The following is a 24,089-nucleotide window of genomic DNA, read 5'->3' as shown; positions in this document are numbered from 1 at the left end:
AAACTGCGCAAACCAGTCGACCGGCTGGAAACCGAAGAAGCGGGAAAGATCGGCAAGCACGCCGTAACCGGGATGCATGATCATGTTCTTCCACACCAATGCGGCCACCGGCGGCATGACGAAGAAGGGCGAGATGATCATGATGCGGACGATGCCCTGGCCGAAAATGTCATTGTCGAGTAAAAGCGCAATGGCAATGCCGCCAACCACCGTGATCAACAGCACGCCGCCGACGATCAAAAGCGTGTTCCAGATCGACTGGAAGAAGGCCGGGTCGGTATAGAAATACTGGTAATTGAACAGACCAGCAAAGCTGACATTGGCCGGATTGAGGAGATTGTAGTTCTGGAACGAGAACCACAGCGTCATCGCCAGAGGCACGATCATCCACACCAGCAATAACAGCACCGATGGCGCAAGCATCACTCGCGCAAGACCGCTCGTGTTTCGGGTTGCCATGAGTTTCCCCTCCCTGACCGATACCCGCAACGTCTCCCGCCGGGGCATCCCAATTTAACGATTGTCTTAGTGACGATCTTCGCCCGTCGCTGCATGGTAGGTCGCCAGCACCTGATCCACTGCCGCGACCAGAACCTCCCCCATATCCTTTCCTGCAACTGCCGCGAGCGGCAACTCGCCGAGATACTGGCGCAGCAGGGTTTCGGGAATTGTCTTCCCATCCAGCGCCTTATGCAAGGCGGAAACGGCCGCAAGCGCTTCCGGCCGCGTCCAGTAATAGCGGATACGGTCGCTGTAGCTGTAGTGGCGCTGCAATCGCAGCGTGATGTCATCGCCATGATAATGTCCGCGCCAGTCGCCGGGTGAGGAAAGCATCAGCTTCTCCATGGTCCGCGCCAAAGGACGGTCGCCATAATCGCCGATCATCTCGGAGGCGATCATGTCGAGAGCGTAAAGCGCCTCGCGATAGGCGAAGGTCAGGCCGGGGCCTACTTTCAGGATGGGATATCCATCGCATACCAGTGTCGTGAGGGCGGCCTGCGTCTGGTAATCGGTGGAATGGGCCTCGAAGACCAGTTGCGGTTCGGCGTCCAGCACGGCGCTCAAGGCGGTGGCCGCTTGCGGATCGTAAGCGACGACATTGTCGCTGCCGAATTCCACGCCGGGCTGTACGACAAAGGCGATGACCCGTTCGAACGCATCGGAAAGGCCGTGTCGCGCGAATATTTCGCGGTGAAGGTCGATGGTCTGGCGCGCCGCCTGCGGCTGCGTCGGCGCGACCGTGTCGAGCACATGGTCCGCCCCGCCCGGCACCGGCACCTCGGTGCCGAGAATATAAAGCGGTTTCGGCAGGCCGGCAGCCGTGGCGGCCTTTTCGGCGACGGCCGCAAGTTTGGCGGCGCGGTTGGCTATCGTGTGATCGTCCAGCGCCGCCGGTTCACCGGCGCAGCCCATCGAGGCATCGAGATGGATCTTGCGAAAACCCGCCGTCACATAGGCCTCGACCATGGCGGCGGCTTTTGTCAGCGCCTCCTCGGCCGTTTCCTTGCGCCAGGGATTGGGGCCGAGATGATCTCCGCCAAAAATCACCAGTTCGCGGGGCAACCCTTCTTCCTCGGCAATGCTGTTGACGAAGCTGACGAAGTCCCGTGGCGTCATGCCGGTATAACCGCCGAGATGATTGACCTGATTGCAGGTCGCCTCGATCAGCACCGGTGTCCTGCCGGCGGCGGCGCGGCGGATTGCGGCGCGCAGAACAACGGGATGGGCGGAGCAGACGGAGGTGATGCCGGCGGGCTTGCCGGAGCGGCGCGCGGCGGCGAGATTTTCGAGTATACCGGTCACAGGATTTCCTCCGACAGTTGCGCGGCCATAAAGGCGTCGAGTTCGGAAAGGTTGGCGGCGCCTTCCATCGGGCCGCGGCGGGTGACATTGTGCGCGCCGGCGGCATTGGCATAGGTGAGTGCCTTTTGCGGATGCATGCCGAGGCGGCGGCAGGTGAGGTAGGTTGCGCCGAAACAGTCGCCGGCACCGGTCGGGTCGATTTCGCGGACCCGCAAGCCGGGGACGTCGATGCGTCCATGGGCGCGGCTGAAATGGCTTGCGCCATCCGCGCCGCGTTTCAGAACGATTTCGCCGATACCGGAGGCAAGCAGCTTTTCGATTGCCGCGTCCTCGTCATCCAGTCCGGAGGCCGCCTGAAGTTCCTCGCCGGAGGGCAGGAGAAGATCGGTAATCTCAAGCAGATCGTCGATCAGCCTGCGGCCGGCATCGCCCTGCGCCAGTTCCTTGCGGATGTTCGGATCGAAGGAGACCGAGCCGCCGCGCGCCTTGACGCGTCTGATGGCTTCGAGAATGATGTCGCCAATGCCGGCAATCGCGAAGGCCGATCCCATGACGTGCACATGGCCGGCTTTTTCGATGAGAGCCTGCGCTTCAGCCGTCATATGCGTTTCGCTGGCCGCCGAATGGGCGATGTTGAAAACGAAGTCCCGTGCGCCGTTTTCCCGGTAACGCACGAAGGCGCTGCCCGTCGGCCGGTCGGCTATGGTGGCGATGGCTGAGACGTCGACGCCATCGCCGCGCAGCCTCTCGACATTGAGACGGCCGAAATCATCGTCACCGACTGCGGCAATGATGCCGGCGGCTCCGCCGCAGCGCGCCACCTGATCGATGAAGATGGCCGGCGCGCCGCTCGGAAAGGGGCCGATCAGCGCCTGCGGCTCCAGAAAGCCGTCGCCCACCGTCGTCGCCATGATTTCCACGAGGATTTCCCCCGCCGTGATGGTCGGGCCTTTCGTGTGCGGCGCCAGTGCGGATGTCTGCCTCATCGTCTCCTCCATATGCATTCGGCTCCCGTCCTTTTTGGCGGAGGTAATCCCGCCGTCCCGAGGGCTTCTGGTTTTCGGATATCATTCAAAAATTTACGCGCGTCAATATATGAGGTGACGAAAATTTTGTTGCATCGCAGCAAGTAGGGCGCCTCTGGAAATAATTTTTTATGATAATATTCGCTTTAAAACAGTGATTTACTAGTGCGGTCGACGGTGTCTCCATGCTGCGATTTATTTTCGGACGTTGACAAGAGAGCGGATTTTGCGAGATAAAAAATTTACGCATGTATTGTTATGCGTGGACATCCGTAAAGGAGGAGCGGGTCTCATGAGCAAATTAATTGGAATTCTGTCATCGTCCGTCGTTGGCATCGGCCTTTTCGCCGGTCTGGCGCAGGCGGAGGAAATCAACATCGCCACCGTCAACAATGGCGACATGATCATCATGCAGAAGCTTTCCAGCGCCTGGGAGAAGGAAACAGGCAACAAGATCAATTGGATCGTGCTGGAAGAGAATGTTCTGCGCGAACGCGTCACCACCGATATCGCCACCAATGGCGGCCAGTTCGACATCATGACCATCGGCGGTTACGAGGCGCCGATCTGGGGCAAGCAGGGCTGGCTGGCGCCGGTCGGCGATCTCGGCGACGACTACGATTACGCCGATCTGCTTGATCCGATCAAAAAGGGCCTGACTGTCGACGGCAAGCTTTACGCGGTGCCGTTCTACACCGAAAGCTCGTTCACGCTTTACCGCAAGGATCTGTTCGACGCCGCCGGCCTGAAGATGCCGGACAATCCGACCTACGACCAGATCAAGGATTTCGCCGCCAAGCTGACCGACAAGTCGAAGCAGCAATATGGCATCTGCCTGCGCGGCAAGCCGGGCTGGGGCGAGAACATGGCTTTCCTCGGCACCATGATCAACACCTATGGCGGCCGCTGGTTCGACATGGACTGGAAACCGCAGCTGACGAGCGAGCCGTGGAAAAAGGCGATCTCGGATTATGTGGCTCTGATGACCTCCTACGGCCCGCCCGGCGCGGCCGCCAATGGCTTCAACGAGAACCAGACGCTGTTTTCCTCCGGCCGTTGCGCCATGTGGATCGACGCCACCTCTGCGGCGGGCCGCGTTTATGACCCCAAGCAGAGCCAGGTTGCCGACAAGACCGCGTTTACGCGCGCTCCGGTGGAGGCGACGCCGAACGGTTCGAGCTGGTCCTGGTCATGGAACCTCGCCATTCCAAACAGCACGAAGAAGCTTGAAACCGCCAAGTCCTTCGTCAAATGGGCGACGTCGAAGAACTATGTGAAGACGGTCGGTGAAAGCGAAGGCTGGGTGGCCGTGCCGCCGGGCACGCGCAAATCCACCTATGAGTTGCCGGAATACAAGAAGGCCGCGCCCTTTGCGGATACGGTGCTGAAGGCGATCATGTCTGCCGATCCGTCCAAGCCGACCAAGGATCCGGTGCCCTATACCGGCGTGCAGTTCGTCGCCATACCGGAATTCCAGTCCATCGGCACGATTGTCGGCCAGCAGATCGCGGCTGCCCTTTCCGGCCAGCAGACCGTCGATGCGGCGCTCGAAGGCGCCCAGAAACAGGTCGAGCGTGACATGACCCGCGCGGGCTACATCAAGTAGCCGCGTCCTCCCGGCGTGCCGCCCGTTCGCCTTTCGGGGGCGGGCGGCATGGGTGGGGATTGAGGGCCAGTTCTTCCCTCATTCCTGTGCCTGTCACAGGAATCCAGTCAGCCCAAGTCTTTGGGTTGGAAGGACTCTCTCGCCGCGCAGACGCGCGTCGGCTGGATTCCTGTGACAAGCACAGGAATGAGGGGAGTGAGGAAAAGCATCGAACAACAAACGAGCATGGCCAATTGACCCGCCATGCATCACGGAGATCGACATGAGATTGAACAACAAGGTTGCGCTGATCACCGGCGCTGCCCGCGGTATCGGCCTTGGTTTTGCGCAGGCTTTCGCCGATGAGGGCGCAAAGGTCATCATCGCCGATATCGATATTGCCCGCGCCACGGCGTCTGCCGCCGCCATCGGCCCTTCGGCGAAGGCGGTGCGGCTGGATGTCACCGACCTCGCTCAGATCGATGCGGTGGTGAAGGCGGTGGATGAGGAGTTCGGCGGTATCGATATTCTCGTCAACAATGCCGCGATCTTCGATATGGCGCCGATCAACGGCATTACCGAAGAGAGCTATGAGCGGGTGTTCGACATCAATCTCAAGGGGCCGCTGTTCATGATGAAGGCTGTCTCCAATGTCATGATCGAGCGCGCGCGCGGCGGCAAGATCATCAATATGGCAAGCCAGGCCGGCCGGCGCGGCGAGGCGCTGGTGACGCTTTATTGCGCCTCCAAGGCGGCGATCATTTCCGCCACGCAGTCGGCGGCGCTAGCGCTCGTCAAGCATGGCATCAATGTCAACGCCATTGCGCCCGGCGTCGTGGATGGCGAGCATTGGGAAGTGGTCGATGCGCATTTCGCCAAGTGGGAAGGCTTAAAGCCAGGCGAGAAGAAGGCGGCGGTGGCGAAATCCGTGCCGATCGGCCGTTTTGCGACGCCCGACGACATCAGGGGACTTGCGGTTTTCCTCGCCTCTTCCGACAGCGACTATATTCTCGCCCAGACATATAATGTCGACGGCGGCAACTGGATGAGCTGAAAAGCCGGAGATGACCATGCATGCCATTCAATTCGTCGAGAAGGGACAGGCCGTTCTGGCGGAAGTTCCCGTTGCCGATCTGCCGCCGGGCCACGCGCTCGTGCGAGTCAAGGCTTCCGGCCTCTGCCACACCGATATCGACGTTCTCCACGCGCGCTACGGCGACGGTGCCTTTCCGGTCATTCCGGGGCATGAATATGCCGGTGAAGTCGCGGCCGTGGCTTCCGATGTGACGGGCATAAAGACCGGCGACCGGGTGGTGGTCGATCCCAATCTGCCCTGCGGCACCTGCGCCAGTTGCAGGAAGGGGCTGACCAATCTTTGCTGCACGCTGAAGGCCTATGGCGTTTCCCATAATGGTGGTTTTGCGGAATTCAGCCTGGTGCGCGCCGATCACCTGCATGGCATTGGCTCCATGCCCTATCATGTCGCGGCATTGGCCGAACCACTCGCTTGCGTCGTCAACGGCATGCAGAGCGCGGGCATTGGCGAGAACGGAACGGTGGCTGAAAATGCGCTGGTTTTCGGAGCCGGTCCCATCGGACTGCTGCTTGCCCTGTCGTTGAAAGCGCGCGGCATCGAGACGGTGACGATTGCCGACATCAACGAAAGCAGGCTGGCTTTTGCCGAAAATCTCGGGCTTCAGGTGGCGGTTTCCGGTTCGGAAGCGCTGCTGCGGCAAAAGAAGTCTTTCGATGTCGTGGCCGATGCGACGGGTATCGCCCCCGTTGCGGAAGCGATGATCCCGCTGGTTGCCGATGGCGGCACGGCGCTGTTCTTCGGCGTCTGCGCGCCGGATGCCCGCATTTCGGTTGCGCCCTTCGAAATCTTCAGGCGTCAGCTGAAGCTTGTCGGTTCGCATTCGCTGAACCGCAACATACCGCAGGCGCTTGCCATTCTGGAAACGGATGGCGATGTCATGGCGCGGCTCGTCTCGCACCGGCTGCCGCTTTCGGAGATGCTGCCGTTCTTTACGAAGAAACCATCCGATCCGGCTACCATGAAAGTGCAATTTGCAGCCGAATGATCGTTTGGTGGTTGATAACCGCAGTCGACCGGCTTTTCGTGCGAAGGCCGGTCGATATAAAGTACCACATGTAATATCTCATGGGGGCAAGCACTTTGGCCAAATCTATCAGGACGATGGAAGAGTTTTCGGAATTCGTCGGCCTTTCGCGCCCGACTGTTTCGAAATACTTCAATGATCCGGCCTCGGTCCGCAAGAAGACGCGGGACACCATCGAGGATGCGCTGAAGAAATCGGGCTTCCGGCCGAATATCTTCGCCGTCAATCTCAACCGCCGCCGCTCCAATATCATCGGCATCATCATCCCGAATTCCACCGATCCCTTCTATATGGCGCTGACGAGCCGTATCGAACTCATCGCCAACGAGGCGGGGTTTCTTGCCTTTGTGCTGTCATCGGATGGCAAGGCGGAAATCGAAGACCGCGCCATCCGCACCTTCAAGTCGATGAATGTCGCCGGTGCGATCATCGCGCCGCTCGGGGTCAAATCCCACCGCGCCACGCTGGAGCAGCTCGCCGCCAGCATTCCGATCGTTTATGTCGATTCGCCGCTCGACGAGACCTCGGCCTTTGTCGGCACGGACAATCGTCAGAGTGTCGGGCTGATGGTGGATTATCTCTGCCGCTCGGGCGAGCCGCCCTGTTTCTTCGACATGCCGCAGGTCAATACCAATGCCGCCACGCGTCGCACCGCCTATGAGGAGGCCATGCGGCGCCTTGGTTTCGAGCCGCAGGTGATCAACGTTCCGGACATTGTCACCTGGGATTTCGAGCGTTTCGCCTTCGATGAGGCGGGCCGGCTGCTGGAAGGGGCGGGGTCTCTGCCATCGCGTACCATTCTGTGCGCCAACGACCGTATCGCCTTCGGCGTCATCGCCGCCGCCTTCCAGAAGGGCATCAGGGTCGGCCATGGTGCGGATTATGACCTCAGGGTCGCCGGCCATGACGATCATCCGCTGTCGCGTTATGCCTGCCCGCCGATTACCACGGTGGCGCAGAATTATAATGAGATCGGCAGGCTGTCGATCGAGCTTCTGTTGCAGAAGCTGGACGAGGAGGCGGATGACGCGACGCGGATGCGCGAGCGCATTCTCCTCAGCGCCGATCTGATGCTGCGCAAATCGGCCTGATGATTTGTTAGATAAGCTAAACAAAGAATCTGATTTTCTAAATAGAACTAATATTTGAACGCTCCTACTCTGTTCTCAAGGTTGCTTTGGGAGGCGACCGCGAGAGCCGGCGCAAAGGCGTGCCGGTATCCGGGAGGAACGTTAGATCGTCATGCCGTCCGTGCCGCGAGGGATAAGCCTTCGCTGCCTCGGTGTCGCATGGCCTTCGCCGGGCTGACTGGACATTCTCGCCAGCAATTTCCCCAGCGAAGGATGTCAAAACATGAATCTCTATTCTCTTCTGTCAGCGCGTGCAGCCGGCGGCAAACCTGTCCGGGTTGGTCTTATCGGCGCCGGCAAGTTCGGCTCCATGGTGCTGGCGCAGGCGCAGCGCATTGCCGGTTTCCACATGGTTGCCGTCGCAGACCTCAATGTCGGCAAGGCAAGGGAATCGTTTGACCGCGTCGGCTGGCCGAAGGAGCGTTACGACGCGACAAGCTGCGCCGATGCGTTGAAGAGCGGCAAGACCTATGTGACCGACGATGTGAACGAGCTTTTCGCCTGCGGCGAGATCGAATGCGTGATCGAAGCGACCGGCCATCCGCTGGCTGGTGCACGCCATGCACTGGGCGCCATCGAGCACAACAAGCACGTCGTCATGGTCAATGTCGAAGCCGATGTCATGGTCGGGCCGATCCTTGCTGAAAAGGCCCGGGCAAAGGGCCTGATTTACTCCATGGCTTACGGCGACCAGCCGGCGCTGATCTGCGAGCTGGTCGACTGGGCGCGCGCCACCGGCTTCGAGGTCGTTTCCGCTGGCAAGGGCATGAATTTCGAGCCGCGTTACCGTTATTCGACGCCGGACACGGTCTGGGGTTATTTCGGCTGGACGGATGAGGAGGTGGCCAAGGGCGACTTCAATCCGAAAATGTACAATTCCTTCACCGATGGCACCAAGGCGGCCATCGAAATGGCGGCCGTCGCCAATGGCACGGGGCTGGATTGCCCGGATGACGGTCTGGCCTTCCCGCCCGCTGGCCTGCACGATCTCGCCCGCGTCTTCCGCCCGGCTGCCGATGGCGGCCGTATGTCGCGCTCCGGTCTGGTCGATATTGCCGCAAGCCAGGAGCCGGACGGACGCGAGGTGTTCAACAACATTCGCTACGGCGTTTTCGTCACCTTCAAGGCGCATAATGAATATGCCCGCGCCTGCTTCAAGCAATATGGCCTGCTGACCGACCCGTCCGGCTGGTACGCTTCCATGTGGCGCCCGTTCCACATCATCGGGCTGGAAACCTCGATCAGCGTGCTTTCCGCCGTGCTGCGCAACGAAGCGACCGGTTGCTCCAGGGAGTTCCGCGGCGATGCCGTCGCTACGGCGAAGAAGGATATGCAGCCCGGCGAGATGCTCGACGGCGAGGGCGGTTACGCGGTCTGGGCGAACGCCATTCCGGCCACCCGCAGCCTCGACATCAAGGCGCTGCCGATCGGCCTTGCCCATAATGTCAAGCTGAAGCGCGCCATCAAGAAAGACCAGATCGTCAGCTTCGACGATGTGGAACTGGTCAATGATCTTGACGTGGTGAAGCTGCGCCAGGACATGGAAAACAACTTCCGTCCGCAAAAAGACGCTGCGGCGTGATGGGCGGGGCAGAGAGCATGTCGAACGGAGCTTTCGTGGTGATCGCAGAATTCCGGGTGAAGCCCGACGCGATGGCCGCCTTTCTCGATGCGGCGCGCGATGACGCCAAGCATTCGGTTGAGGATGAACCGGGCTGCCGGCAATTCGATGTGGTGCGGCCGGAAACCGGAAACAATGTGGTGTTTTATGAGGTCTACGACAGCCGTGAGGCTTTCGACGATCACCTGAAGACACCACATCTCGATCGGTTTCGCGAGGCATTTCCCGCCCTCATCGAAGAAGAACTGCCGGTGCGTTTCCTGAACCGGCAATGGCTTTGAAGGATGGGAGCGATGGCAGACATCCGCCGGATCGCCGTTATCGGAACGGGTATCATGGGTGCCCCCATGGCGGGGCGTCTGGCGGAGGCCGGGTTTTCCGTCAAAGCCTGGAACCGCAGCGTTGAAAAAGCTGCGGTTCTGGCGGCAAAAGGCGTGCAGCCGGCGGCCACGGCTGCCGAAGCTGCGGCCGAAGCCGATGTCGTCATCTGCATGCTGAGTTCCGGGCCGGTCTGCAACGAGGTTCTGCTCGGTGCCTCGGGTGTCGTTTCCACCATGAAGCCCGGTGCTATTCTGCTGGTGATGAGTTCCATCCCGGTCGACAGCGCACGCGAACAGGCGGAGGTGGCCAAGGCTCATGGCGTCCGTTATGTCGACGCACCGGTTTCCGGCGGTGAAAAGGGGGCGATTGAAGGTACGCTCGCGATCATGGCCGGCGGGGAACAGGGGGATGTGGATGCATTGCGACCACTCCTCAATTGCCTTGGCCGCGTCACCCATGTCGGGCCGGTGGGCTGCGGCTCATTGGCCAAGCTTGCCAACCAGCTGATCGTCGCCTCGACAATCTGCGCTGTCGCCGAGGCTCTCACCCTCGTTGAAGCCGGGGGAGCCGACCCGGCGCAGGTGCGCCAGGCTTTGCTGGGCGGTTTTGCCGAGTCCACCGTCTTCCGCCAACACGGAAAACGCATGGTGGATGGCGATTTCCGCCCCGGCGGCCCGGCGAAATATCAGGTGAAGGATACGTCCACGGCGCTGGCTTTCGCCGAAAGCCGTGGCCTGAAATTACCGGTCGGCGAGGAGGTTGACCGGCTGTTCCGCTCCATGGTCGAGCATGGCGCGGGCGAGCTTGATCACAGCGGCGTGATCCTTGAGATTAAGCGCATGAATGCGTTCGGAGGAACGCTCGAAACTGTCTAGAGATAACAAGGGAGGAACACATGAAAATTTCAAAACTTTACGGGCTGGCTCTGGCCGCCACCATGCTGGTCGCATCCATCGCACAGGCGGAAACGCTGACGCTTTCGACGCCCGATGCGGATACGTCCGAAATTACGCTTGCTGCCAACAAGTTTGCCGAGATCGTTTCGAAAAAGACCGACGGCAAACTCAAGATCAAGGTATTCCCGAACGGCACGCTGTATGGCGGCGACCCTTCGGCGGGCGTCAAGCAGCTGGCCGGCGGTTCGCTGGACATGCTTTTGAATTCGACCTCGCTTTACGCGACATTCAATCCGAAATTCACTGCCATCGCCATTCCCTACCAGTTCCGCGATATCGACCAGCTCCGGGTCTATCTCGACAGCGATCTCGGCAAGGAGCTTTCCACCGATCTGAGCAAAATCGGCATTCTCGGGCTCGATCTCTGGTCGCGGCCGCTGCGCCAGATCACCAATTCCAAGGCGCCGATCAAATCGCCGGCCGATCTCAAGGGCATGAAGCTGCGGGTGCCGAACAATCCGCTCTGGGTCGAATTCTTCGGCGCCATGGGGGCTGCCCCGACACCGATGGCCTTCGCAGAAGTCTACAATGCGCTCCAGCTGAAAGTTGTCGATGGGCAGGAAAATCCGGTCAACGTGCCTGTCAGCGCCAAGCTTTACGAGGTGCAGAAGTATCTGACGATCAGCAACCACATCGCCGACGCCTGGGTGCTGGGCATGAACCCGGCCCGCTTTGAAGGTCTCGACGAGGGCTTCAAGACTGCGCTGAAGGAGGCTGCCATCGAAACCGAGCTTTGGAAAGCGCAGAACGACGCTGCCGATATCGACAAGTCGCTTGAGACGCTGAAGAAGAACGGCATGGAGGTCAACACGCTGACCGATGATGAACGCAAGGCCTTCGTAGAGGTAGCGGCCGGGCTTTCAGCGAAGTTCTCGGCGCTGGTGAAAGATCAGGCGTTCTTCGACAAGACGCAGGCTTTCCTTAAGACGAACTGACGTTTCCCGCAGTTGGAGGCCGGGCCTGCATCTTTTGGCAGGCCCGGCCGTCCCCAAACGTCAGCAGGCGTTGCTTTGCCGGAAAGGCAGGGTGGCATTCGTTTACCGGATATCCGGTTTCAGCAGTGGAAGGGTATTGTCATGCGCGATACGAAACCTTCGGTGCTCGGCACCATCGTTAAACTCATCGCCGATATGGCCGCAGGGGCAGCCTGTGCCGGCATTCTCATCGTCGTTCTTCTTCAGGTCATCGGCCGCCTCATCGGCAGTCCGCTTCCCTGGACCGAGGAGGCGACCCGCTTTCTTTTCATCTGGATGGTCTTCCTTGGCCTTGCCGCCGGTTTCCGCACCGTTGAAAGCGCCCGTGTCGTGGTGTTTCTGGTGCTGTTCCACCGCTTCTTCCGGCGGCTGGCGGTGCCGATCTATGTCGGTTCATCCGTTTTCTTCTTCGGCATGATGGGCTGGACGGGTTTCACCCTGGTGCGCCAGCAGATCATGATGAACGAGACCGCCGCCACCCTGCCGATCCCGATGTGGGCCATCGGCATGGTTTTGCCCGTTTCCGCCATCATCGCCGTGCTCGCCATCATCGAATCGCTGCGCAGCCGCCGGGAGCTCATAGCGCTTCCCGAGCTTGGCCTGCCGGCGGACGAGATCGCCCATGCCGATATCTCCATTTCAGCAGGACATTGAGCCATGTCGGTCTTTCTTCTCATCGCCTTTTTCGGTCTCAGCATGCTCGGCGTGCCGCTTGCCATTGCGCTGGCGCTCGCCAGTGTCGGCACGCTCTGGCTCTTCACCTCAATGCCCATGGACCTGCTGTCGCAGACGATGTTCTCGTCGATGAACTCCTTCCTCCTCGTCGCCGTGCCGCTTTTCATCCTCGTCGGCACCGTCATGGAGCGGGGGCGTGTGGCGGAGCGCATCTTCGATTTCGCCGAGGCCATGGTCGGCTGGCTTCCCGGCGGGCTCGGCCACGTCAACGTCATCTCATCGGTGATTTTTTCCGGCGTCTCCGGCTCGTCCGTCGCCGATATCGCCTCGGTCGGCGCCATCGAGATCAAGGCCATGGAGCGGCATGGATTTCCGAAGGGTTATGCCGTCGGCATGACGCTTTGCACCTCCACGCTCTCCTCGATCATTCCGCCGTCGATCCTGATCGTGATTGCCGGTTCCATCGCCAACGTGTCGATCGGCACGCTGCTGATCGCCGGTCTGGTGCCCGGCCTCTTCATCGCCTTCGCCTTTCTGGTCTTTAACCACTTCTATTCGGTGCATTACGGTTACAATCCGCCGACACCCTTCAATTTCCGCCTGGTCGTCGTCACCGGTCTGCGCGCAATCCTGCCAATGCTGACCCCGCTGATCCTGATCATCGGCATTGCCAGCGGCCTGTTCACGCCAACGGAAGCAGCAGCCATCGCGGTGGTTTATGTCGCGGTGCTTGGCGTCATCGTCTATCGCACGCTGCCGGTGCGGGAACTGCCGGAAATATTGATTTCGACGGCGCGCATTTCCGGCACGATCCTGTTCATCGCCGCCACCTCGCAGCTTGCCGCCTGGGTCTTCACCTTCGATGGGCTGCCCGAACAGGTGGCCGAGCTTTTGCAGGCCATGAACCTTGGCCCCATGACCGGCATGCTCGTCATCTTCGTCTTTCTGCTGATCATCGGCATCTTCATGGAAGCGATCCCTGCCATGTTCATCCTCATCCCCGTGCTGATGCCGCCGGTGGAGGCGCTGGGCATCGATCCGATTCATTTCCTGATCGTGACTGTCATGACGCTGACGCTCGGGCTGGTGACGCCGCCGGTGGGGGTCTGCCTGTTTGCGGCGGCACAGGTGGCGAATATGAAGATCGAGGATGTCATTCGCGGTTCGCTGGCGCCGATGACGGTGCTGACGCTCGCCATCTTCGCACTGGTGCTTTTCCCGGTGCTGACGCTCGGGCCAATCCGGCTGATGGGGCTTTATTGACGCGAAAACGGATTGCCTGAACCATCAGACAACGCGGCGGGCTTGCCACTCGTCGCGTTGTTTTCGCATCCACTCCAGAAAAAGCATGACTTTTCTCTGCCGCAGATGGGAATGCGGGCAGACGATCCATTGGGTGACGAGCTTGATGCGCGGCGCGTCGGTCACGGCCGGCACCAGCATCTTGTCCTGCAGCTCCCGCTCCATCATCAAGGTGCTTTCCAGCGCCACGCCGATGCCGAGAACGGCGGCATCGATGGCCATGTGGCTGCGGTCGAACAGGACCCGCCGCCAGCGCTTTTCGGCTGTCACGCCGGCCAGCGGGAACCAGTGGTTCCATTGCGCCTGCGCCTTGACCGAATGGATCAGCCGCTGGTTCTGCAATTCCTCGGGCAGGAATTTACCGGCACCCTTATAATTCGGCGAACAGACCGGCAGGAATTCCTCCTCCACCAGCCCTTCCACGAAGAGGCCCGGCCATCGGCCATCGCCATGGCGCAGCTCTATATCGACAAGCTCCTGCGAAAAATCGGTCGGCTCGTTGGTGCCGTCGAGGCGCACTTCCAGTTCCGGGTGCTCCTCCAGAAACGAGCCGAGACGCGGCAGCAGCCATTTGTTGGAGATGGTCGGCGTCGCCCGGATTGTCAGCGTGGTGACAGAGCGGAAGCCGCGAATACTGTCGGTGGCGTCTGATATCTGTTCGATCTGGGCGGTGATCATCGAGAAATAGCGCTCGCCCGCTTCCGTCAATGTCACCTTGCGGCCGGTTCGCGCCATCAGGGTCGTGCCGAGCTGGCCTTCCAGCAGCTGGATTTGTTGGGAAACGGCCGAAGGTGTGACGCTCAGTTCCTCCGCCGCCCGCGAAATGCTGCCCGCCCTTGCCGCGGCGTGGAAAACGAGGATCGATTTTATCGGGATTTGCATGGGCAGGGCTTTGCTCAACGGAATACGGCGGTCACCGGAGTATCACAGGTGACCGCCGTGTTGAAAAGCGTTGAACGCGAGGCTTTTAGCGGTGGCTCGGCAGTTTCGGCAGGAACACCGTGAGCAGGCCGAGCAGCGGCATGTAGGAGCAGATGCGGTAGACGAATTCGATGCCTTCCTTATCCGCATAAACACCCAGAACCGCAGCGCCGATGCCGCCGAAACCGAAGGCGAAACCGAAGAACATGCCGGCGATGAGGCCGACGCGGCCCGGCACCAATTCCTGCGCAAACACGACGATGGCCGAGAAAGCGGAGGAGAACACGAAGCCGATGACAACGACGAGAATGGCTGTCCAGAACAGGTTCGCATAGGGCAACAGCAGCGCGAAGGGAATGACGCCGAGGATGGAGAACCAGATGACGACGCGCGAGCCGAAACGGTCGCCGATCGGGCCGCCGAAGAACACGCCCAGTGCCGAAGCGCCGAGGAAGAGGAACAGCAGAACCTGCGCGTCCTGAACACCAAGACCGAACTTGTCGATGGTGTAGAAGGTGAAGTAGCTGGACAGGCTGGCGAGATAGGCATTCTTGGTGGCGGTCAGAACCACCAGTACCAGAAGCGTCATGATCACCGTGCCGCGGGCAAGGGGAAGCGTGCGGCTGGCCGGCGCCTTGCCGACCGTTGCACGGCGGTGGCGGGTGTACCAGACGCCAACCCAGGAAAGCACGCCAAAACCGACGAGCGCGATCAGCGAGAACCAGCTGAGGCTCGTCTGACCGAGCGGGATGACGATGAAGGCGGCGAGCAGCGGGCCGATGGCCGTGCCGGTATTGCCACCCACCTGGAAGAAGGATTGCGCCAGACCATGACGGCCGCCGGATGCCAGACGCGCCACACGCGAGGCTTCCGGATGGAAGATCGCCGAACCGATGCCGATGAGGCAGGCGCCGATCACCAGAACCTCGAAACTATGGGCAAAAGCAAGCGTGATGAGACCGGCGCAGGTGGACAGCATGGCGACAGGCAGGGAAAACGGCATCGGCCAGCGATCCGTCACCATGCCGACGACCGGCTGCAGCAGCGACGCGGTGACCTGAAAGGCGAAGGTAAGCAGGCCGATCTGCATGAAATCGAGCGCGTAATTCGCCTTCAGCAGCGGATAAAGCGACGTCAGCAGCGATTGCATGATGTCGTTCAGCATATGGCAGAAGCTGGCGGCTGCGATGATCGAGAACGCCGTGCGTTGCGGATTGAAGCTGTTGCCGGCGCTGGTGACAGTGGCCATGATGAAGTCCTCTTCGGTTCCCGGCGGAAGGCGGGAAACATGTCTTTATTTCTTCCCGCTTTTATTCATATTGTTTCTGGCCTGCATTTGTGTTCTGGACGATTTTCTTTGTGAGTGGGCCAAATGGCAAAAATCAAATCGCGGCAGCCCTGGAGCGTGACGCAGGACGAGCATGAACGCAGCCTGAAATTGATCGACGGCACCAATGAGCCGGTGCTGGCGCTTTGCCGCGTTTATCCCACCGGGCACCGCACGCCGCCCCATAGCCATAGCCGGGTGCAGATCTGGTGCGCCCGTCAGGGCGTCGTGCTGGTCAGCACTGCGGACGGGCGCTGGATGATACCGCCGGGCCACGGACTGCTCATCCCCGCCGGGCTGCAACATGAGGCCGAGACCATTTCCACGGTGGAGATGCACTCGATCTATGTTCACCCGGAGCTTTTCCATGCCGGTGCGCCAAGGGTGGTGGAAATAACCGATCTTGCCTCCAGCCTGATTGCGGAGCTGCTGGCGGAGGAACACCAGCCCTCGGCATTCCACCGGCAGGGCCTTGTGCGGGCGCTGTTGCTGGATGAGGTCAACCGCCTGCCGGAACGGCCGCTCGGACTGCCTTTTCCAAATAATCAGCGGCTGGCGGCGCTGTGCCGTGATTTCCTGAAAAAACCGGTGGCGCGGGTGGAGATCGACGATTGGGCGGCGGCCATGGGCATCAGCCGGCGTTCTTTTACGCGGCTGTTCCGCAAGGAACTGGGGTTGAGTTTCGTCACCTGGCGCCAGCAGGCCTGTATCTTTGCCTCCCTGCCGAGACTGGCGGCCGGCGAAGCGGTGACGAATGTGGCGCTGGATGCCGGTTATGAAAACATACCGGCTTTCACCACCATGTTCCGAAGAATGCTGGGCAGTTCACCAAGGGCCTATCGGCAGGCGGCGCGGCAGCGCAGCGCTGCTTTTTCCGATTTCGAAGAGATCGAAGGTTAAGCCGCCGTCGCCCGCATGTCGCGGCGGAAATCGGAAGGCGACATGCCGGCGATTTGGCGGAACGCCTTGTTGAAGGCGCTGACGGAGCCGAAGCCGCTTTCCATGGCGATCTGCAGGATATTGTCCTTGCCGGTCATCAGCATCGCCTGCGCGCGGGAAAGCCGGAGCAGGGTCAGATATTTGATCAGCGTCATGCCGGTGGATTTGCGGAACAGGTTCATCGCATATTTCGGATGCAGCGAGGCGGCGCGGGCAATTTCCGTCGCGTCGATATCGTCAAGAAAATTGGCGGCGATGAAGTCGCACATGCGCACCACGCCGATGGAGGGCGCCATGCCCTCGTCATCCTCCCTGCGTTTGCCATTGGCGGCGGATGATATGACGGAGTAGGGTTCAAGGAACATCCGCTCGACCCTGAGCAGCAATTCCTCCACTGCGTGCTGGGCTTTCGCCTGTTCGCCCGAAGTGACGTAACGGAACCAGCGGCCGAAATTCTCCGCATCTGCCCGGTCTGTCTCAGCGCTCACCATCGTAGCACCACCCATCAGCAGGCTGGAGACGGTGGCCGGCAGGCGCATGCGGAAGAAATGCACGAGCGGCAGATGTGCGCCGGCGTAAAAGGAATCGTCGGAGGAGTGATCCATCTGGTGCGGCTGGCCACCCCAGAAGATGCACATCTGGCCGGCATCGAGCGTCAGGTCGTGATCGCCCATGCGATAATGCACCGATCCCGACATCACGTAATTCACTTCCACCTGCGCGTGCCAGTGGGGCCTGAGCATGATGGGCGGATGATTGTGAAAAAGCTGCAGCGTTGTCGGCATGCCTTCGATGCTGCTTGCACCCGGCTGGTAGAAGGCTCTTTCAGCAATCTTACTTTCCGCCAAATCGATGTTCCCTTTTTACGAGACAGATTTCCTGCCGCCGCTAATGTGCCCATGTTCGCTGAAGAACGGCAATTGAAAAAGGGAGGTTTTCAATGTGCTTGAAATTTCTTGGCGCGTCTACGGCCATGCTGCTTCTCGCAGCTCCGGCTTTCGCGCAAACCGAAACCGTCACCATCTGGAGCTGGAACGTCGCGGCTTCCGCGCTGAAATCCACGGTAGAGGGCTTCAACAAGCAGAATCCGGATATCAAGATCGTCGTTGAAGACCTTGGAAACAATCAGGTTTTTGACAAGACGCTGGCCGCCTGCGCAGCCGGGGGCGATGGTCTTCCCGATATCGTCACCATCGAGAATTTCGAAGCGGAACTGTTCTGGAGCCGTTTTCCCGATTGTTTCGCCAATCTGACCGAGCTTGGCTATACGCCTGAGAAACAGGCGCTTTTCCCTGATTTCAAGCGCACGGAACTGGAGGTTGACGGCGTCGCCTATGCGGTTCCGTGGGATTCCGGTCCGGTCGCGGTATTTTATCGCCGCGACTTCTATGAGAAGGCAGGCGTCGATCCGGCCACCATCAAAAGCTGGGATGATTTCATCGCCGCCGGCAAGAAGGTCATGGCCGCCAATCCCGGCACCGTGATGGCGCAGGCCGATTTTAACGGCGATAGCGAATGGTTTCGCATGATCGCCAATGAGCAGGGATGCGGTTACTTTTCGACCGATGGCCAGAACATCACCATCAACCAGCCCGCCTGTGTTGCGACCCTTGAAAAGGTCAAGGAAATGAAGGACGCTGGCATCATCACGGCGGCGATCTGGGATGAAAAAATCCAGGCCAACACGGCCGGCAAGGCGGCCAGCCAGATGTATGGCGCCTGGTATGAAGGCACGGTTCGTTCCGGCTCTCCTGATCTTTCCGGCAAATGGGGCGTCTATCTGATGCCGAGCCTGACGGCGGATGGCCCGCATGCGGCCAATCTCGGTGGCTCGTCGCTGGCGATCAGCTCGACATCCGAGCACAAGGAGGCGGCGTGGAAATATATCGACTACGCGCTGACCAGCAATGAAGGGCAGGTGACGATGCTGAAATCCTTCGGCCTCGTTCCCTCGCTGCTATCAGCCATCGACGATCCTTTTGTGAAGGAAAAGCAAGCCTATTGGGGCGGGCAGGCGGTGTGGAGCGATATTCTCGCCACCCTGCCGAAGATCGTGCCGAGCCGGGGCACAGCGTTCCAGTCGGATGCGGATGCGATCTACAAGGCGACGCAGACGAAATATTTTGCGGGCGGATATCCCGATGCGAAAGCAGCACTTGATGATGCGGCCAAGCAGATCGAAACGGCTACAGGTTTGCCGGTCGCGGAGTAAACAGTCGGCGGTTGATGGACCGAGCGGATGCCGCGCGTTTCTTCTCCCCGCCGGGGAGAAGAAACGCGCGGCAGCGGGATGAGGGGGCAAGGGTAGAGATAAATCGAGAGCTTGCCCCCTCATCCGACCCTTCGGGCCATCTTCTCCCCCTCGGGGAGAAGAAACCAGTGGCTCCGTCGTGCAAAAGCATTCCCCTCAATGGGGGAAGCTCTTTCTGAAGCTTTTCCATTTATCCGGCCCTGCCCGGCATCTGGAGGTCGTCATGCCGTCTAGGAACAGGATCGCCTATGCGTTCCTTGCGCCCTATCTCCTGATCTTCGCCACCTTCTGGGTCTGGCCGATCATCAGTTCGTTCATGCTGTCGTTCCAGAACACGCGCATCAACCCGTGGCGGTTTGCGCCTTCCATGAACTGGGGGCGGCTGGTTTCCGATCCGGCTTTTTACAATGCGCTCTATAATACGTTGATCATTCTGGTCATTCAGGTGCCCGTGATGATCGCGCTCGCCACCGTCATGGCGGTGCTGTTGAATTCGCCGCTCCTGAAGGCGCGGCCGCTTTATCGTTTTGCCTTTTTTGCGCCTGTCGTCGTTGGCGAGGTGGCCTATGCGGCTGTCTTCCGGCTGATGTTCAGCGCCGATTTCGGCATCGTCAACAAGCTCATCACGTCAGTCGGCCTTTCGCCCATTTCGTGGTTCGACAATGCCAATGCGGCCATGGCGCTGGTCATCATCGCGGTGACCTGGCGCTGGGCGGGCTATAACGCCATCATCATTCTCGCCGGACTGCAATCGATCCCCGGCGATGTCTATGAGGCGGCGACGCTGGACAAGGTCAGCAAGCGCCAGCAGTTCTTTTATATCACCCTGCCGCTCCTCAAACCCATCATCCTCTTCTGCGTCGTGCTCTCGGTCATCGGCACCATGCAGCTTTTCGCCGAACCCTTCCTCATCACCAATCGCGGCGGGCCGGGCGGCGGTACGGAAACGCTGGGGCTCTTCCTTTACCGACAGGGCTTCACCTCGCTCAATTTCGGCTACGCCTCGGCCATTGCCTACACCATGGCGGCGCTCGCCATCGCCATTTCACTCCTCAATCTCTGGGTCGGGAGGGAGCCGAAATGAGATCGAAATCGAGATCGCTTTTCTGGCAGAAGATCGCCCTGCATGCGGCGCTGACACCGCTCGCCATCATCTGGCTGTTTCCGCTGTGGATGATGTTCGTGTTCTCGACCATGCCGGACTACGGCATTTTCAGCCCGGATATCGTGCTGGTGCCATCCACCAATTTCGTCGAGAATTTCAACAATCTGCAGGCGGACACCAATTTCCTCAGGGCCATGTTCATCTCGATCAGCGTCGCCGTCATCTACACGGTGCTTTCGGTGTTCCTGACCTCTATGGCCGGCTGGGCGCTGGCGCGTTACCGCTTTGCCGGACGCGGGGTGGTGATCGCCATCATTCTCGGCACCATCACTTTGCCTTTTGCCGTCGTCGTCATTCCGCAATTCATCATGGTGGCGCGGGAATTCAAGCTCGCCAACACCTGGGTGGCGCTGATCGTGCCGCCGCTGTTCAACTCGCTCGGCGTGCTGTTCATGCGGCAATCCTTCTCGATGATGCCGACCGAGCTTTTCGACGCGGCACGGGTGGAGGGCGTCAAGGAATGGCAGATCTTCCTGCGCATCGCCCTGCCACTGGCGCGACCCACCATGGCGGCGCTGTCTATCATTCTCTTCCTGGCCTCGTGGAACAATTACCTCTGGCCGCTTCTCATCAATTCCCGCCCAGGAATGATGACCGCACCCGTGGCGCTTGGCACCCTCATCGGGCTCACCAAAGTGTCATGGGGCGGCATCATGGCCGGCGCGGTGCTGCTCACCGCACCCATCCTCGTGGTTTTCGTGGCTTTGCAGCGTCACTTCATCGCCGGCATTTCCGCCGGGGCAGTCAAGTAAGGGGGCCGCATGGCGGAACTTTCGCTCAATAACGTGGTCAAGCGTTACGGCGCGCTGGAAGTGATCCATGGCGCCAATCTGGAAGTAAAGGACGGAGAATTCGTCGTTTTCGTCGGCCCCTCCGGCTGTGGCAAATCCACGCTTCTCAGAATGATCGCCGGGCTGGAGGATATTTCCGGTGGCGATATCGTGATTGGCGGCAGAACGGTCAGCGATGCCGATCCGGCCGATCGCGGCATTGCCATGGTGTTCCAGTCCTATGCGCTTTATCCGCATATGACGGTGGCCGAAAACCTCTCCTTTGGCCTTAGAATGAACGGTAACCCCAAGGCGGATACGCAAAAGCGGGTCAACCGCGCCGCCGAAATTCTGCAGATCAACGAATTGATGGAGCGCCGGCCGAAGCAGCTTTCCGGCGGCCAGCGCCAGCGCGTTGCCATCGGCCGCGCCATCGTGCGCGAACCGCAGGTCTTCCTGTTCGACGAGCCGCTATCCAATCTCGATGCGGAATTGCGGGTGCAGATGCGCGTGGAAATCTCGCGGCTGCACAAGCAGCTCGGCACGACGATGATCTATGTCACCCACGACCAGACCGAAGCGATGACGCTTGCCGACAAGATCGTGGTGCTGCGGGCCGGCAATATCGAACAGGTCGGCGCGCCGCTCGATCTTTACGACGATCCCGCCAACCGCTTCGTTGCCGGTTTCGTCGGGTCGCCGAAGATGAATTTTCTGGAAGCCACCATCGTCGGCAGCAGCGCGAAGGGCGTTACGCTCTCGCTCGACAGCGACCCTGCGGTGCGGCTGAGCCTGCCGGTCACGGCCGGTTTGAACGAGGGAGCCAGGGTGTCGCTCGGCATCCGGCCTGAACATTTTGCCGATGCGGGCGCGGGCGATGCCGATCTCACCGTGCATGTCGATGTCGCCGAACATCTCGGCAATACCAGCTATGTCTATGCCCGTACAGAAGGCGGCGAGCAGCTCATCATCGAGCGGCCGGAATCGCGCGATGTCGGCAATCGCGACCGGCTGACTGTCGGCCTTTCCGCCCGCCGCGCTTTCCTTTTCGACAGCAAGGGCGACCGCCTGCGCTGAACCCTTTCCCAAGCACCCAAGACTGATATGAAGGACGAGGATTTCATGACGACCGAACAACCGATCCGCTGGGGCATCATCGGCCCGGGCACCATCGCCAGAACTTTTGCCGATGGCATTGCCCATTCCCGCACCGGCAGGTTAGAGGCCATCGCCACCCGCAATCCGGACAAGCCCGGCCTTGCCGAAGCCTTCGCCGGTGCGCGCATTATTAAGGGTTACGATGCGCTGCTTGCCGATCCCGCTATCGATGCGGTCTATATCGCCACACCCCATACCGGCCACGCCGAATGGGCGATCAAGGCGATCCGGGCCGGCAAGAACGTGCTGGTAGAAAAACCCATCGCGCTCTCGGCCTATGATGCCGACGCCATTTTCCACGAGGCGAAAAAGGCCGGTGTCTTCGCGGGCGAAGCCTATATGTATCGCCTGCACCCGCAGACGTCGAAATTGCTGGAACTGGTGAAAGCCCGGGCGGTGGGCGATATCCGCATCATCCGCTCCAGCTTCGGTTTCAACATGGGCTCGTTCCGGGCCGATCACCGGCTTTTCGCCAATGAAACGGCGGGCGGCGGCATTCTCGATGTCGGCGGTTATCCGGTTTCCATGGTGCGGATGATCGCCGGTGCCGTAGAGGGCAAACCCTTTGCCGAGCCGGAAAAGGTCGCGGGTGCTGCCCATCTCGGCCAGTCGGGCGTTGATGAATGGGCCTCAGCGGTGCTGAAATTTTCAAACGGCATCGTCGCCGAAGTCTCGTGCTCGATCATGGCGGCGCAGGACAATGTGCTGCGCATCATCGGCTCGGAAGGGCGCATCGAGGTCAAGGATTTCTGGTTCGCCGCCGGCCACAAGGGCGGCACCGGCCGGATCGATATCATCAGGGGCGACAAGGTCGAAACCATCGAGTTGCCGGAGGATCGCTGGCTTTATTCCTTCGAAGTCGATGCGGCGGGTGAGGCAATTCGCCAGGGCAGACATGAATTCGCGGCACCCGGCATGGCCTGGGCCGACAGCCTCGGCAATCTGCGTGTCATGGATCAATGGCGGGCTTCCGTCGGGCTCGAATACAGCATTGAAAAAGCAACGTCGCGCATTGCCAATATTGCTGGCGGCAAGGTCGTGGCCGGAAACGCAGTGCCGAAGCGGCAGATTCCGGGCCTTGCCAAACCCGCTTCCGTGGTCGCGCTCGGTTTCGAATTCTTCCCCAATTTCGCTTCTGCATCCCTGACGCTGGATGCCTTTTACGAGGCGGGCGGCAATCTCTTCGATACGGCCTATGTTTATGGCGCAGGCAGGACGGAGGCGATTTTCGGCGATTGGCACACCAGCCGCAACGTGCCGCGCGAAGAGATCGTGCTGATCGGCAAGGGCGCACATTCGCCGCTCTGCTATCCCGATATGATCGCCAAACAGCTCGATCAGTCGCTCACGCGGCTGAAGACGGATTATGTCGATGCCTATTTCATGCATCGCGATAATCTGGAGGTTCCGGTCGACGAGTTCGTCGATGCCATGGATGCCGAAGTCCGGCGCGGACGTATTCGCGGCATTTTCGGCGGTTCGAACTGGACGCGCGAGCGCATGGATGAGGCGGCCGCCTATGCTGCGAAGAACGGCAAGCAGGCTCCGGCCGCGCTTTCCAACAATTTCTCGCTGGCGGAAATGCTCGATCCCATCTGGGCGGGCTGCGTTGCGGCATCGGACGACGAGTGGAAGGTATGGCTGCAATCGCGCCAGATCCCCAATTTCGCCTGGTCCAGTCAGGGACGTGGATTTTTCACGGACAGGGCAGGGCGCGACAAGCATGACGATGAGGAAATCGTCCGTGTCTGGTATTCCGACCGCAATTTCGTCCGCCGCGACCGGGCAATCGAGCTTGCGCAGAAACTCGGCCGCCACCCGATCCATATCGCGCTCGCTTATGTCATCGCCCAGCCTTTCCCGGTCATTCCGCTGATCGGGCCGCGCACGATTGCGGAGCTGGAAGACAGTCTTTCGGCGCTGGATATTGCGCTGACGGATGAGCAGGTAAAGTGGCTGGAGGCGTGAAAGGCAATGAGGCGGGGGGGTATCCGCCGCTCATTCGGATAGGGCAAGGCGTTGCGGCATATTTCTTCTCCCCGCCGG

At 60.3% G+C, this 24,089-nt stretch carries 22 protein-coding genes; 16 read left to right on the top strand and 6 right to left on the bottom strand.

From position 1 onward, the window contains the following. The 3 genes from ACQZ5G_RS23620 to ACQZ5G_RS23610 all read right to left on the bottom strand — a co-directional run. Nucleotides 1-459, bottom strand: a 459-nt coding sequence (locus ACQZ5G_RS23620) for a carbohydrate ABC transporter permease (RefSeq protein ID WP_448738264.1), incomplete at its 3' end; no start/stop codon positions are given. A gap of 66 nt (nt 460-525) precedes the next feature. Then, a complete protein-coding gene (locus tag ACQZ5G_RS23615; RefSeq protein WP_448738989.1) occupies nt 526-1,803 on the bottom strand; it encodes a D-tagatose-bisphosphate aldolase, class II, non-catalytic subunit in 1,278 nt (425 codons plus the stop codon). Beyond that, nucleotides 1,800-2,807 (bottom strand): tagatose kinase, encoded by a 1,008-nt coding sequence (locus tag ACQZ5G_RS23610; protein WP_448738990.1) that lies wholly within the window; start codon nt 2,805-2,807, stop codon nt 1,800-1,802. Before ACQZ5G_RS23610 ends, ACQZ5G_RS23615 begins: the two co-directional genes overlap by 4 nt. Before the next feature lie 313 nt (nt 2,808-3,120). Here ACQZ5G_RS23610 and ACQZ5G_RS23605 point away from each other — a divergent pair, with 313 nt between their 5' ends. The 10 genes from ACQZ5G_RS23605 (at nt 3,121) to ACQZ5G_RS23560 (ending at nt 13,473) form a co-directional block, all read left to right on the top strand. After that, nucleotides 3,121-4,434 carry an ABC transporter substrate-binding protein gene (locus tag ACQZ5G_RS23605; RefSeq protein WP_448738991.1) on the top strand — a complete coding sequence of 438 codons (1,314 nt, stop codon included), beginning with the start codon at nt 3,121-3,123 and terminating at the stop codon, nt 4,432-4,434. 262 nt (nt 4,435-4,696) lie between these two features. Then, entirely contained in the window at nt 4,697-5,467 is a 771-nt protein-coding gene (locus ACQZ5G_RS23600; RefSeq protein ID WP_448738992.1) for a galactitol 2-dehydrogenase, read from the top strand. Nucleotides 5,468-5,483: 16 nt separating this feature from the next. Beyond that, entirely contained in the window at nt 5,484-6,494 is a 1,011-nt protein-coding gene (locus tag ACQZ5G_RS23595) for a D-altritol 5-dehydrogenase (protein ID WP_448738993.1), read from the top strand. A 116-nt stretch (nt 6,495-6,610) separates the two neighbouring features. Further along, the gene (locus ACQZ5G_RS23590) at nt 6,611-7,624 is read left to right on the top strand and encodes a LacI family DNA-binding transcriptional regulator (RefSeq protein ID WP_448739077.1); all 1,014 of its coding nucleotides are present in this window, start codon (nt 6,611-6,613) and stop codon (nt 7,622-7,624) included. Between the two features lie 262 nt (nt 7,625-7,886). After that, nucleotides 7,887-9,245: an NAD(P)H-dependent oxidoreductase gene (locus ACQZ5G_RS23585; protein ID WP_448738994.1), complete on the top strand. Its 1,359-nt coding sequence runs from the start codon at nt 7,887-7,889 to the stop codon at nt 9,243-9,245. A 17-nt stretch (nt 9,246-9,262) separates the two neighbouring features. Beyond that, complete coding sequence (locus tag ACQZ5G_RS23580) at nt 9,263-9,565, top strand: putative quinol monooxygenase (protein ID WP_448738995.1); 303 nt, start codon at nt 9,263-9,265, stop codon at nt 9,563-9,565. 12 nt (nt 9,566-9,577) lie between these two features. Beyond that, a complete protein-coding gene (locus ACQZ5G_RS23575; RefSeq protein WP_448738996.1) occupies nt 9,578-10,480 on the top strand; it encodes an NAD(P)-dependent oxidoreductase in 903 nt (300 codons plus the stop codon). 20 nt (nt 10,481-10,500) lie between these two features. Beyond that, on the top strand, nt 10,501-11,496 hold the full coding sequence (locus ACQZ5G_RS23570; protein WP_448738997.1) for a DctP family TRAP transporter solute-binding subunit: 996 nt from the start codon (nt 10,501-10,503) through the stop codon (nt 11,494-11,496). Nucleotides 11,497-11,637: 141 nt separating this feature from the next. After that, nucleotides 11,638-12,189, top strand: coding sequence for a TRAP transporter small permease (locus tag ACQZ5G_RS23565; protein WP_448738998.1), 552 nt, complete (start codon nt 11,638-11,640; stop codon nt 12,187-12,189). A 3-nt stretch (nt 12,190-12,192) separates the two neighbouring features. Further along, the gene (locus ACQZ5G_RS23560) at nt 12,193-13,473 is read left to right on the top strand and encodes a TRAP transporter large permease (RefSeq protein WP_269702679.1); all 1,281 of its coding nucleotides are present in this window, start codon (nt 12,193-12,195) and stop codon (nt 13,471-13,473) included. A 24-nt stretch (nt 13,474-13,497) separates the two neighbouring features. On the opposite strand, the gene ACQZ5G_RS23555 is transcribed toward ACQZ5G_RS23560, so the two are convergent. Beyond that, the gene (locus ACQZ5G_RS23555) at nt 13,498-14,394 is read right to left on the bottom strand and encodes a LysR substrate-binding domain-containing protein (protein ID WP_065656179.1); all 897 of its coding nucleotides are present in this window, start codon (nt 14,392-14,394) and stop codon (nt 13,498-13,500) included. A gap of 85 nt (nt 14,395-14,479) precedes the next feature. After that, on the bottom strand, nt 14,480-15,682 hold the full coding sequence (locus tag ACQZ5G_RS23550; RefSeq protein ID WP_448738999.1) for an MFS transporter: 1,203 nt from the start codon (nt 15,680-15,682) through the stop codon (nt 14,480-14,482). A 123-nt stretch (nt 15,683-15,805) separates the two neighbouring features. On the opposite strand from ACQZ5G_RS23550, the gene ACQZ5G_RS23545 reads away from it, so the two are divergent. Beyond that, complete coding sequence (locus ACQZ5G_RS23545; RefSeq protein WP_448739000.1) at nt 15,806-16,660, top strand: AraC family transcriptional regulator; 855 nt, start codon at nt 15,806-15,808, stop codon at nt 16,658-16,660. On the opposite strand, the gene ACQZ5G_RS23540 is transcribed toward ACQZ5G_RS23545, so the two are convergent. Then, nucleotides 16,657-17,547, bottom strand: a complete 891-nt coding sequence (locus tag ACQZ5G_RS23540) for a helix-turn-helix domain-containing protein (protein WP_080820769.1) — start codon at nt 17,545-17,547, stop codon at nt 16,657-16,659. The genes ACQZ5G_RS23545 and ACQZ5G_RS23540 overlap by 4 nt on opposite strands. Before the next feature lie 92 nt (nt 17,548-17,639). Between ACQZ5G_RS23540 and ACQZ5G_RS23535 the strand changes: the two genes are divergently transcribed. The 5 genes from ACQZ5G_RS23535 (at nt 17,640) to ACQZ5G_RS23515 (ending at nt 24,011) form a co-directional block, all read left to right on the top strand. Continuing rightward, nucleotides 17,640-18,911 carry an ABC transporter substrate-binding protein gene (locus ACQZ5G_RS23535; RefSeq protein WP_448739001.1) on the top strand — a complete coding sequence of 424 codons (1,272 nt, stop codon included), beginning with the start codon at nt 17,640-17,642 and terminating at the stop codon, nt 18,909-18,911. 262 nt (nt 18,912-19,173) lie between these two features. Then, nucleotides 19,174-20,034 (top strand): carbohydrate ABC transporter permease, encoded by an 861-nt coding sequence (locus ACQZ5G_RS23530; protein ID WP_448739002.1) that lies wholly within the window; start codon nt 19,174-19,176, stop codon nt 20,032-20,034. Beyond that, the gene (locus ACQZ5G_RS23525) at nt 20,031-20,867 is read left to right on the top strand and encodes a carbohydrate ABC transporter permease (RefSeq protein WP_448739003.1); all 837 of its coding nucleotides are present in this window, start codon (nt 20,031-20,033) and stop codon (nt 20,865-20,867) included. The genes ACQZ5G_RS23530 and ACQZ5G_RS23525 overlap by 4 nt, the downstream gene beginning before the upstream one ends. Nucleotides 20,868-20,876: 9 nt before the next feature. Then, nucleotides 20,877-21,962 (top strand): ABC transporter ATP-binding protein, encoded by a 1,086-nt coding sequence (locus ACQZ5G_RS23520; protein ID WP_448739004.1) that lies wholly within the window; start codon nt 20,877-20,879, stop codon nt 21,960-21,962. Between the two features lie 45 nt (nt 21,963-22,007). After that, nucleotides 22,008-24,011: an aldo/keto reductase gene (locus tag ACQZ5G_RS23515; protein WP_448739005.1), complete on the top strand. Its 2,004-nt coding sequence runs from the start codon at nt 22,008-22,010 to the stop codon at nt 24,009-24,011. Nucleotides 24,012-24,089: the final 78 nt, after the last annotated feature.

It is taken from the genome of Agrobacterium sp. 22-214-1 (genome assembly GCF_053522465.1).
The sequence above is the reverse complement of the archived record's forward strand: the minus strand, read 5'-3'. Positions and strand labels throughout refer to the sequence as shown.